Consider the following 11,216-nt stretch of genomic DNA (forward strand, 5'->3'; position numbering starts at 1 on the left):
GGCCGACGGGTATACGCCACATTCCCACCATCGGCCAGCCGGACAAGGAGCACCACCCGTGGAATTCGCCGTCGAGAGCCGTACCGAACAGGACCTGACCGTCGTCACGATCCGCGGCGAGATCGACGTCTTCACCAGCCCCCGGCTGCGCGAGATGCTCCTGGAGATCATCGACAACGGCGGCCTGCACCTGGTGGTCGACCTCGGCGAGGTCACCTTCCTGGACTCCACCGGCCTCGGCGTGCTCGTCGGCATCTACCACCGGCTGCGCGCGCGCGACGGCTCCATGTCGTTCATGGGGGTCAACGACCGGGTCCGGCGCGTCTTCCACGTGACCCAGCTGACCAAGATCTTCGTGCTGCACGGCTCGCTGGACGAGGCGCTGGAAGCCCACCGCGCAGCGCATGCGTGACCGCACCCCCTGAAAGGGCCGCCGGGGTCTTTCGTCCGGCTATCCGGGGCGTGGTGAAACGGTACGGTGAGACGGAGATCAAGCCCGCCGTCGGGGTCGGCCAGGCCTACTCCGCGTGCGGCGCGATCCGTTCAACCGACCAACCACCGGACGGGAGCGCTCCGTGGCCGAACAGCCGCTGCACGAGCACATGCTCGCCAACGGCCTGCGGGTGGTGGTCTGCGAAGACCACGTCGTACCCCTGGCCGCCGTGAACATCTGGTACGGCGTGGGCTCGCGGCACGAGGTCGCCGGCCGCACCGGCCTGGCGCACCTCTTCGAGCACCTGATGTTCCAGGGCTCGGGGAACGTCGCCGAAGGCGAGCACGCCGCGCTGCTGGAGAGCGCCGGCGCCACCTTCAACGCCAGCACCTCCTTCGAGCGCACCAACTACTACGAGACCGTCCCGGTCAGCCACCTGGAGCTCGCGCTCTGGCTGGAGGCCGACCGGATGGGCACCCTGCCCGCCGCGCTCACCCAGGCCAACCTGGACAACCAGCGTGACGTGGTGAAGAACGAGCGGCGGCAGCGCTATGACAACCAGCCGTACGGCACCGCGTTCGAGCGGCTCTGCCGGCTGACGTTCCCGGCGGGCCACCCCTACGCGCACACCCCCATCGGCTCGATGGAGGACCTGGACGCGACCACGCTGGAGGACTGCGCCGACTTCTTCGGCACCTGGTACGCGCCGGGCAACGCGGTGCTGTCGATCGTCGGCGACGTCGACCCCGAGGCGGCGCTGGCCGCCGTCGAGCGCTACTTCGGCGGCCTGCCCGCCGGACCGGCCGCGCCGGCCGCGCGGCCGGGCGACCTCGGCCCGCTCGGCGAGGTCCGGGTGGAGAGGGTGGACGAGGACGTGCCGTCCCCCGCCTACTTCGCGATGTTCCCGCTGCCCGGCGACGGCGGCGCCGACATCGAGGCCGCCGAGCTGGCGGTGGAGATCCTCGGCGGCGGCTCCGGCTCGCGGCTGTACGACCGGATGGTGCGCCGCGACGAGATCGCCACCGAGGTGTGGGCCGGGGTGACCCGGCTGGTGGGCGGCCCGTCGCTGGCCATCGTCGACGCCGTCGGCCCCGACCCGGCCAAGATCGCCGAGGTGCTGGACGAGGAGCTCGCCCGGTTCGCCGCCGAGGGCCCGGACGCCGACGAGACCGCGCGGGCGACCGCGCAGGCCGAGCGCGGCTTCCTGGAGCAGACCGAGACCGTGACGGGCCTGGCCAACGCCCTTTCGGCCAACGCCACCCAGTTCGGCGACCCGGCCCGGGTGTTCTCCGCGCCGAGCCGCGCCGCGGCCGTCACCGCCGACCAGATCAAGGACATGGCGGGCCGCTGGCTGGTGCCCGGCTCGCGCACCGCGCTGAACTACGGAGGTGCGTCGTGAGCCTGACGCTGCAGCCACGCCCCGTCCCCGGCCCGATCCCGGCCTGGGCGTTCCCGGCCGGCACGCCCGGTCAGGTGCCCGGCGGCCCCGCCACGCTGCGCTGCGACCTGCCGGGCCGGCGCCTGGCGTCGGTGCGGCTGGTGCTGAACGCCGGCGCCGGCCGTGAGGCGCGCGGGCTGGAGGGCGTGGCCACGCTCACCGCCCGCGCCCTGCTGGAGGGCACCCGGCCGGGCGGCGGCACCGAGCTGACCGCCGCGTTCGAGCGGCTCGGCGCCAGCCTGTACGCCTCGGCCGACCTGACCGCGCTGCGGGTCGCGCTGGACGTGCCCGTCACCCGCCTCTCCCCCGCGCTGGAGCTGTTCTCGGCGGTGCTGCGCGAGGCCGCGCTCGCCGACGAGGACGTGCGCCGGCTCGGCCGCGAGCGGCTGGAGGAGATCGCACAGGAGGACGCCGACCCCGGCACCCGCGCCATGCGCGAGCTGCGCGCGGTGCTGTTCCCGGGCGACGCCCGCGCGCACACCCCGACCGGCGGCACCCGCGAGTCGGTCGGCGCGATCGGCGGCGCCGACGTCCGCGCGTTCTACGGCTCGGCCGCGCCGGGCGAGGCGACCGCCGTCGTGGCGGGCGACCTGGCCGGCACCGGCGTGGACGCCGCGCTCGCCGCCGCGCTGGACGGCTGGACCGCCGCCGGGCCCGCGCTGCCCGCGGCCGACACGGTCCCGCCGGGCGACGCCGCGCGGATCGTCATCGTGGACCGGCCCGGCTCGGTGCAGACCTACCTGGCCCTCGGGCACGGCGTGCCCGACCGCGCGCACCCGGACTGGCCGCTGCTGACGGTCGCCTCGCACGTGCTCGGCGGCGGCCTCACCTCGCGGCTGAACGCGGTGCTGCGCGAGGAGAAGGGCTACACCTACGGGGTGCGGGCCGGGCTGCTGCGGCTGCGGCACTGCGGCCTGTTCATCACCCAGGGGTCGGTGCACACCGAGGTCACCGGCGACGCCGTCGCCGACGCCCTGGCCGGGCTGCGCAGCGTCGTCGCGGACGGGGTCACCGGCGAGGAGTGCACCTCGTCGGTGAGCGCCCTGGCCGACCGGGCGCCCGCCGAGTACGAGACGGCCCGCTCGGTCGCCGCCGAGCTCGCCGACGCCGCCGCCAACGACCTCGGCGCCGACTACCCGCGCCGCTACCTGGACGCCGTCCGCGCGGCGACCCCGGACGGCGTGGCGCGGGCCTACCGCGAGCACGTGGACCCCGAGGCGCTCACCGTCATCGCGGTCGGCGACGCCGCGCAGATCCGCGGGCCGCTGGAGAAGCTCGGGTACGCGCCGGTGACCGTCGCCGAATAGGCGTTTTTTACGCGGATGTCCCCTTGCCGGGTGAACCGATGGCAAGGTGGGGTCCGTCTGACTTGACGCGGGGGCGTCCCCGCGCGGCGCGAAAGGGGACGGCCGGTGTCCTACGGGCAGATGGCGGGCGGGCACGGCGGGTACGGCGCGCCGGGCCCCACCGTGGAGACGATCCTGGCCGAGCCCAACTGCCGCCCCGGCGGGGTGGTGGCGGGCAAGGTGCATCTGCGCGGCGGGCACGGGCCGTCCGACATCCGGCACGTCACGATCGCGCTGATGCCGCGGATGACCGACGGGTACGGCGGCGAGACCGCCGGCCCGGAGGTCTACCGCGGCGCGCTGACCCGCGCGTTCCGGCTGGAGGCCGGGCAGGAGCGCGACCTGTCGTTCTCCATCCCGCTCCCCTACGAGCTGCCGTTCACCACCGTGCTCGGCCGCGAGCTGCCCGGCTTCACCATCGGCCTGTGCACCGAGGTGGACGTCAAGGGGGCGCCCGACCCCGGCGACGTCGACCCGATCTCGGTGGAGCCGCTGCAGTCGCAGCAGTGGGTGCTGGCGGCGATCGCGCAGCTCGGCTTCAAGATCCAGCACGTCACGTTCGAGTCGTCCAGGCTGCGCGGGGTGCCGCAGCAGCTGCCGTTCCACCAGGAGATCCACCTGGCGCCGCCGCCGCAGTTCCACGGGCGGCTGGACCGGGTCGGGCTGAGCTTCGTGGCGAGCCCGGGGGCGATGACGTTCAAGCTGCGCGCCGACCAGCGGTCGGCGTCGGATGATGCGTTCGGCGCGTTCCAGGTCGGGCACCCCGAGGCGGCCGAGACCGACTGGCCCGCCAAGATCAGCGAGTGGCTGGAGGCGGCCACGCGGCTGCCGCGCAGTGCATCCCACCACGGGGCCTCCCACCACGGGTCGTCTTCCCACCACCACGGGGCGCCTCCGCCGCCGCCCGGGCACGCTCCGACGCCGCCGCCCGGCGGGCCGTCCAACTTCCCGCCGCCCCCGCCGCGCGCGAACCAGGGGCACGCCCCGACGCCGCCGCCTGGCGGCCCCTCGGCGTTCCCGCCGCCTCCGCCTGCCCCGGGACAGCAGGCTCCGCTCGCTCCCGCTGCATACGGCGGCCCCGGGCAGGGCGGCGGACACGGGCAGTTCCCGCCGCCGCCTCCGGCCGGGCCGGGCCACGCGCCCGCGCCGGGTCACATGCCGGGGCACGCTCCAGGTCATGCTCCCGGCCACGCGCCGACGCCGCCTCCCGGCCAGTACCCGGGTGCCGTCCCGCCGCCGCCGGGCGGGCAGGCGCCGTACGCACCCGCAGCGCAGTACCCGCAGGCGCCCCCGCAGCCGCAGCCGCAGGCGCCGCACATGCCGTACGCGCCTCCGCAGCACGGCCACCACGCTCCGCCGCCTCCCGCGCCCTACCAGCAGGTGCACCACCATCACCACGGCGCCCCGCACGCGCCGCACCACGGGCTGCACGGCCACGGCTGGGGCGCCGCCGGGATCGTCGGCGGTGTGGCCGCCGCCGGCGTCGTCGGCGCGGCGGCCGTGGGCGCGGCCGGCTACCCGGTCATGCAGGGCGCCGACGCCGTCGCCGGGTACGTGGCCGGCCAGGCGGTCGGCTGGGCCGGCCAGCAGGCCGGCGGCTGGCTCGCCGACCAGGCGGGCAACGCCATCGCCGACGCGGCCAACGGCGCCGTCGGCGACCTCGCGGGCGAGGTGGCCGGGGAGATAGCCGGCGGTATCGGCGAGGTGCTGGGCGACTTGCTCGGCGGCCTGTTCGGCTGACCGGAACCGGGCCCCGGCCAGCGGACTCATGGGGCGTTTCGGACGGGATCCGCCGCCTTATCGGCCAACGCGCCGGGAGATGGCTAGGGTCGGGTGAGGAGCCCCGCCCCCGAGGAGCCTGATGACGACGACCGTGGTCCTGGTCCTGCTCTGCCTGGCGATCGCCGGGCGCGAACTCTACCTGGCGTCCGACAAGCGCCTCCCCCGGGCGCAGGCCGAGCTGCGCGAGCTGCGCGCCCAGGTCGCCGAGCTGACCCGGCGGCACGAGGCGCTGCAGGCGAAGATCGCCGCGCCCGCCGAAGACCCGGCCGAGGCCCCGTCCGGCCCCCCGGCCGCCGTGCCGGTGACCGACGAACCGCCGGCCGTCGCCGGCGACCCGCGGGCGCTGGAGCGCGTCGACGCGCTGACCGACCGCGTCGACCGGCTGGAGAAGGACTTCGCCGAGCTGGCGGCGCAGCTGGACGCGCTGGACCTGGACCGCGACGCCCAGCGCGCCCTCGCCCGCTCGCTCGACGTCGTCGAGCACGACATCGGCGAGCTGCACGCCGAGATGCTCGACCGGCTCGCCCGCAGCGAGGGCCTGGCCACCGGCCTGCTGCTCAGCGAGGAGGGCGAGGCCGACGCGCTGCTCAGCGAGGCCTACGAGGGCTGCGCCGCCGGGTACGGGCTGCGGGTGCGCATCCGCGACCAGCGCGTCGCCAAGGGCGCCGGCGGCGACTTCTGGGGCACCGCCTACCACCTGTCGGGCCGGCGGCCGGACGAGCTCGCCGAGGAGCTGTTCGGCCACGCCCGCGACATGACCGCCCCGCAGGAGCACCCGGCCCTCGGCGCGCTGCTCACCGAGCTGGCGCAGCTGCGCGGCGGCGGCGTCGCGCGGATCGGGCCGTTCACCGCGGTGCGCACCGCGAGCGGGTTCCTGTGCGGCCTGCTGCCCGACGACGCCGCCGACGCGGCCGAGCCGTGGGAGCTCGCCGCTCAGGTCCGCGAACTGCCCGCGGACCTGCGCTGCGACCTGTCCAGGCTGCGCGCTACCGACTGACCGGCCGCAGGCCGCCCGGGGGGTGTGGAGGGCGCCCCCCTCGGGCAGAACCGGCTAGCCGCGGGTCACAGGCGCACGAAGCGCGGGGCCGCCACCTCCGTGCGGTCCACGCCGAACGCCAGCAGGCAGCGCGGCGTGCGGGCCGCGTCGATCTGCAGGCAGAGGCCGACGCCGAGCGCGGGGTCGACGAACACCACCCGGCGCAGCGCGCGCAGCATCCGGCGGGTGCGGGCCCGGCCCGGGTCGGCGGCGGGCTCGCCGGCCGGCGCGTCGGCCATGGCGGCCACCACCCGGCCCGCGTACCGCCACAGCGCGGCCGAGTCGAGCACCCGCGGCCCGGCGGCGGCGAGATCGGCGACGATCACCACGCCGGTGTCGTCGCCCTCGGGCGAGCGCGGCGCGGGCGCGCCGTCCTGCGGCGCGCGCGGGCCGCCGACGGCCCGGTGGTAGCGCAGCGGGTCGAGGGTGTCGACGACGAACGCGCCCGCGTACGGCCGGGACGCGCGCGGCCGGACGGCGCGGCGGCGCGCCGGTCCGGTCGGCGCGGACGCGGGCGGCCGGTGCGCGCTGAGGTCGAACGCCATGCCGGCCTCGTCGGCCCAGACCGGCACGCCGAGCTTGCGCGCACCGGACCGGTCGAGCGCGTCGATGGACCGCCACACCTCCTCGGTGCGGCCCCGCAGCGCGGCCGCCATGCCGAGGCCGGGGAACGCGCCCTCCAGCACCGCCAGCGTCGCCTGCCAGGTCGCGCTGCCCACGAACTCGGCGACGAACGCGTCCACCAGCGCGCGGCGCCGCTGCGGATCGGCCATCGGGTCCGGCTCCTCGGCGGCCGGGGGCCGGTCGTAGGAACGGCCGGCCTGCCCGGCGGCCCAGGGCGCGGGCTGCGCGGGGATGTCCTCCCGGGTGCGGGCGGACGGGGGCGGCTCGGTGGACAGGCCGCGCCGGGACGGGGCCGGCTTGTCAGAGGCGGGCTCGGTTTCTTCCACCGCTGTTTCGTCCACCGCGATTTCTTCCACCACGGGCTCGGCCGGGGCGTTCCCGGACGACGGCAGCCGGGTCCACTCGGCGGGATCGGGGCCCGGCGGCGGCAGCTCGGGCGCCTGCGGCCGCTGCCCGGCCCATTCGGTGCGCGGCGGCGGCACGCTGGGCGGAGGCGGCGGAGTACGCGGCGGCGGGGCCTGGACGGGGACCCAGTCGGCGGGGGCCTGGCCGGGACCGTTCTTCCTGCTCCCGGCCACGTGGATGTCGCCGGGGTGCGGGACGGGACGCTCCCCGTCCGGATGCTCGGGATCGGGGCCTGGGCTCTCGCGGGGTCCGAATCTCACGTCACCGATCCTGCGCAGAAACCGGGGGCATCGGCAAGGCCGCAGGTCATGGCTAGAGGACCTCCGGGTGCGGCATGCCGAACAGGGCCGCGCACAGCGATTCCAGGCGGTCGGGGCCGTCCTCGGCGGCGAGCACGGTGAGGACCGGGACCTCGCCCTCCTCGTCCAGCCGGAGCCGCACCGACACCTCGCGGCGCATCTGCTCGGCCGCGCCCTGGGCGGCGGCGACGTCCTGCAGCCCGACCGAGACGATCTCGGGGAGGTCCACCACCAGCGGCGTCTCGTGCGCGGCGAGCTCGTCCAGCCAGAGGTCCAGGACGCGGCGGGCGAGGCCGTTGAGCAGCCGGCCCCACGGTTCCAGCAGCGGCGGCGGGACGTTCTCGGTCTGCAGCTCGGGCAGCCCGAAGCGGGCGAGGCCCTTGGTGGTGAACCAGAAGCCGTGCGGCCCGGCGGTGTGCGGCAGCAGCATCCAGTCGGTCAGCCGGATCTCGCCGTCCGCGCCGGGCAGCGAGGCGGTCAGCTCGGCCGGGGACAGCACCCGCGGGGTGAACACGTCGACGACCGGCGCCCCCGCGGCGGCGCCGAGCGCGCCCGCGACGGCGCGGGTGGCCCACTCGTGCGCGGGCGGCCAGCCGGGCCGGTAGGCGGCGCGCACCGCGAGCAGGTGGGAGGCCCCCGCGATCGCGGCGAGATCGGCGGGGGCGGCCCGGTAGGCGGCGAGCAGGTCGGCGGGCAGCGGCGGGAACTCGTCCGCGGGGCGCAGGTCCAGGGTGAGCATCGGGCTGTCGAGCATGCCGACGACCAGGTCGCGCAGCGGCGGCCGGACGCGCAGCAGTACCTGCTCGCGCGCCAGTTCACGCGGAGCGGCCGGGGCGCCCGCGAACGCGACGGCGTAGGTGCCGTGCAGCGCCTCCGGAACCGGCAGCGTCAGACTCTGGCCCACTCGATCCCCTAGCCCCGCTGTTCCCGGTCCCCGACACTACCGATCAGACCCGACGGCGACCTTGGTAAGTAGCTGTCCCCGAAGCGACAATTTCCTACCAGCCGGCCGGGGTCACAGATCGTTCTCCAGCGCGTGCTCGAACCAGACGACCTTGCCGCGGTCGGTGCGGTGCGTGCCCCAGCGCTCGGCCAGGTGGCTGACCAGCTGCAGGCCGCGGCCGGACTCGTCGGTGGCGCCGGCCTGGCAGAGCCGCGGCAGCTCGTGGCCGTCGTCGTAGACCTCGCAGCGCAGCGTGTCCAGCCGGATCAGCCGCATCATGATCTCGCCGGCGCCGTGCACCAGCGCGTTGGTGACCAGCTCGCTGACCAGCAGCTGGACGGTGTCGGTCAGCCCGGTCAGGCCCCATTCGGCGAGCTTGGCGGCGGCCTCGGCGCGGGCCCGGGGCACCATCTCGGCCTCGGCGGCCAGGTCCCAGGCGGCCATGTCCTCCTTGGGGATGCCGTCGCAGTCGACCATGACCAGCGCGATGTCGTCGGCCGTGCCGGCGCCGAGCGCGCCGGGCAGCGCCGCGCAGGCGGCGCGCAGCGGCCGCTGCTCCCCCGCCAGCTGCTCGCGCAGGGCGGCCAGGCCCGCGGCGGCGTCGCGGTCGCGGCTCTTCAGCAGGCCGTCGGTGCACAGCACCAGCCGGGAGCCGTCGTCGACGGGGACCTCCACGGTGGTGAACCCGGTGGCGCAGCCGGCCAGGAAATCCTCGCCCGTCGCCGGGATCACGGCGCCCGCGCCGATCGGCGGCCCGGCGGGCACGTCCAGCACCCGGGCCTCGCCGAACGGGGAGACCAGCACCGGCGGGACGTGCCCGGCGGCGGCGGCCTCGCAGCGCCGCCCGACGGGGTCGTACACCGCGTACAGGCAGGTGGCCATGTGCTCGTCGCCGAGATCGCGGGCGATCTCGTCGAGCTGGCGCAGCAGCCGGGCGGGCGGCGGGTCCTGGCGGGCCAGGGTGCGCACCGCGGTGCGCAGCTGCCCCATGATCGCGGCGCCGGCGAGGCCGTGCCCGAGCACCTCGCCGACCACGACGGCGAGGCGGCCGCCGGGCAGCGGGATCGCGTCGTACCAGTCGCCGCCGGCCCGCGCGGGCTGCGCGGCGGGCCGGTAGGTCAGGCACACCTCGGCCCCGGCGACGCGGGGCGGCGCCGCGGGCAGCAGCGCGCGCTGCAGGTCGTGGACGGCCTGCGCCTCGCGGTCGTGGGGGGCGGGTCCGGCCGCCGTCCCGGCGGCGCGGACGCGCAGCGCGCGGGGCATGCCGCCCGAGTGCGCGACGACCGGCAGCCGCACGGTGGCGCTGAGGTCGAGCGCGGGGTGGCCGAGGTCCAGGATGCGCTGGGCGAGCCGCTCGGGGGACGGCAGGCCCGCGAGCGGCAGCAGCTCGCCGAGGCGGGCGCCGAGCCGGGCCGCGTCGCCGTGGTCGACCGGCACCAGCACGGGTTCGGCGCGCAGCCCGCGCAGCGCGTCCGCGGGCGCGCCGAGCCGCAGGTCGCCGAGGCCGAGGACGGGCCCGTCCTCGCGCACGGCGCGCAGGTCGACGGCGAGGGCGAGCAGGCGGACGCCGCCGGTCGCGTCGTCGCCCGGGCCCGGCCTGCCGACCGGGTAGAGCCACCAGCCGACCTCGGCGGGCTCGCCGTCCGCGCGCGGCACCGTGCAGGTGCCGCAGGTGGCACCGGGCGGCGCCGGGTCCGGGACGAGCCGGTGCGCCGGCGCGAACCCCGGCAGCGACCCGACGGCGCGGCCGACGGCCTGGCCGGGCGGCACGCCGAACAGCTCGCCGGCGGCGCGGTTCCAGTGGCTGATGCGGCCGTGCCCGTCGAGCCCGGCCACGGCCATCGGCGCCACCCCGAGCAGGTGCTGTCCGAGCAGGCGCGGCGCCGGGCCCTCCTCCCGTGCGCCGGCGGCGGATCTGTCGCGCCCCGGTGTTCCCCCCGATGACGCCATCGGCTGATTTTGAGCGATGACCACGCGGACCCCTCCCTGGGGGGCGTTGCGGTAACACCCCCGACAACCCGCAGTAAAGACGAAGTTACCTCGCGTGAGGCCGGGACGCTGGCGGTCTGCGGAACTGGCGATGAGAGGTCCGGTGCCCGATAATGGGTGAGCACTCACTCATAAGCTCCGGCGAAAGGGGAACCGGTGGCACCGGCGACCGAGTCCATGCGGGACCGCATCCTGGCGGCCGCGATCGAGGTGATCCGCGGCCGCGGCATCGTCGCCGCCACCACCAAGGAGATCGCGCGCGCCGCCGGCGTCTCCGAGGGCAGCCTCTACAACCACTTCGCGAACAAGACCGCGCTGTTCGCGGCGGCGCTCGGCGAGGTGACCAGCGGCGCGCGCGCGGCGATGGCCGAGCTGCTCGGCGCGGCCGGGCAGGGCACCGTCGAGGCGAACCTGACCCGGCTGGCCGCCCGGATGACCGCCTTCTACGCCGAGCTGCTGCCGATGACCGGCCCGGTGCTGGCCGATCCCGACCTGATCGCCTGGCTGCGCGCGGACGGCCCGGCCGAGGAGCAGGGCGAGCCGGCCCGGCCGGGCGGGGCGGCGGCGGGGCCCGTCCTCGGGCACGCCGCGCTGATCGGCTACCTGGAGGCCGAGCAGCGCGCCGGGCGGCTGCGCCCGGACGCCGCGCCGCCCTACCTGGCGGCGGCGCTGCTCGGCGGCTGCCAGCAGCACGCGTTCCTGACCCGGCTGGCCGGGCCGGCGACCGTGGCGGACGGCGCGCGGCTGCCCGCCGATCCGGCGGAGTTCGCCGCCGGGCTGGTGCGCGCGGTCCTGGCGGGTGCGGTACCGGCAGGCACGGGACCGGCGGGCACGGGACCGGCGCGCACGGGGCCCTGACTCCCCGCCCCCCATATCGGTGCACATCCCCGCCAAAGTGACCGAATCTGGCAATTGGCATTG

The 11,216-nt window shown here is 76.8% G+C and carries 9 protein-coding genes; 6 read left to right on the forward strand and 3 right to left on the reverse strand.

What is annotated here, in order from left to right; all coding sequences use genetic code 11:
- Positions 1–58 precede the first annotated feature (58 nt).
- The 5 genes from ACRB68_RS11180 to ACRB68_RS11200 all read left to right on the forward strand — a co-directional run bounded on the left by ACRB68_RS11180 (position 59) and on the right by ACRB68_RS11200 (position 5,996).
- On the forward strand, positions 59–412 hold the full coding sequence (locus ACRB68_RS11180; protein WP_328594024.1) for an STAS domain-containing protein: 354 nt from the start codon (positions 59–61) through the stop codon (positions 410–412).
- Positions 413–575: 163 nt separating this feature from the next.
- Entirely contained in the window at positions 576–1,832 is a 1,257-nt protein-coding gene (locus tag ACRB68_RS11185) for a M16 family metallopeptidase (protein ID WP_328594025.1), read from the forward strand.
- Positions 1,829–3,178, forward strand: coding sequence for a M16 family metallopeptidase (locus tag ACRB68_RS11190; RefSeq protein ID WP_328594027.1), 1,350 nt, complete (start codon positions 1,829–1,831; stop codon positions 3,176–3,178). The genes ACRB68_RS11185 and ACRB68_RS11190 overlap by 4 nt, the downstream gene beginning before the upstream one ends.
- A 105-nt stretch (positions 3,179–3,283) precedes the next feature.
- A complete protein-coding gene (locus tag ACRB68_RS42005; protein ID WP_153531996.1) occupies positions 3,284–4,957 on the forward strand; it encodes a sporulation protein in 1,674 nt (557 codons plus the stop codon).
- 121 nt (positions 4,958–5,078) lie between these two features.
- Positions 5,079–5,996 (forward strand): hypothetical protein, encoded by a 918-nt coding sequence (locus tag ACRB68_RS11200; protein ID WP_153531997.1) that lies wholly within the window; start codon positions 5,079–5,081, stop codon positions 5,994–5,996.
- A gap of 65 nt (positions 5,997–6,061) precedes the next feature.
- On the opposite strand, the gene ACRB68_RS11205 is transcribed toward ACRB68_RS11200, so the two are convergent.
- The 3 genes from ACRB68_RS11205 to ACRB68_RS11215 all read right to left on the reverse strand — a co-directional run bounded on the left by ACRB68_RS11205 (position 6,062) and on the right by ACRB68_RS11215 (position 10,256).
- The gene (locus ACRB68_RS11205) at positions 6,062–7,324 is read right to left on the reverse strand and encodes a hypothetical protein (RefSeq protein WP_153531998.1); all 1,263 of its coding nucleotides are present in this window, start codon (positions 7,322–7,324) and stop codon (positions 6,062–6,064) included.
- A 52-nt stretch (positions 7,325–7,376) separates the two neighbouring features.
- Positions 7,377–8,267: a hypothetical protein gene (locus ACRB68_RS11210; RefSeq protein ID WP_328594029.1), complete on the reverse strand. Its 891-nt coding sequence runs from the start codon at positions 8,265–8,267 to the stop codon at positions 7,377–7,379.
- A 111-nt stretch (positions 8,268–8,378) separates the two neighbouring features.
- Complete coding sequence (locus ACRB68_RS11215) at positions 8,379–10,256, reverse strand: SpoIIE family protein phosphatase (RefSeq protein ID WP_153531999.1); 1,878 nt, start codon at positions 10,254–10,256, stop codon at positions 8,379–8,381.
- A 195-nt stretch (positions 10,257–10,451) separates the two neighbouring features.
- Here ACRB68_RS11215 and ACRB68_RS11220 point away from each other — a divergent pair, with 195 nt between their 5' ends.
- On the forward strand, positions 10,452–11,153 hold the full coding sequence (locus ACRB68_RS11220) for a TetR/AcrR family transcriptional regulator (RefSeq protein ID WP_153532000.1): 702 nt from the start codon (positions 10,452–10,454) through the stop codon (positions 11,151–11,153).
- Positions 11,154–11,216 lie beyond the last annotated feature (63 nt).

The organism is Actinomadura macrotermitis, from assembly GCF_009604375.1.
Taxonomy (GTDB): domain Bacteria; phylum Actinomycetota; class Actinomycetes; order Streptosporangiales; family Streptosporangiaceae; genus Spirillospora; species Spirillospora macrotermitis.

Excerpts from the sequence above, each read along its gene's own strand:
- ACRB68_RS11200 (WP_153531997.1), top strand. The coding sequence starts at position 5,079 with ATGACGACGACCGTGGTCCTGGTCCTGCTCTGCCTGGCGATCGCCGGG.
- ACRB68_RS11215 (WP_153531999.1), bottom strand. The coding sequence starts at position 10,256 with ATGGCGTCATCGGGGGGAACACCGGGGCGCGACAGATCCGCCGCCGGC.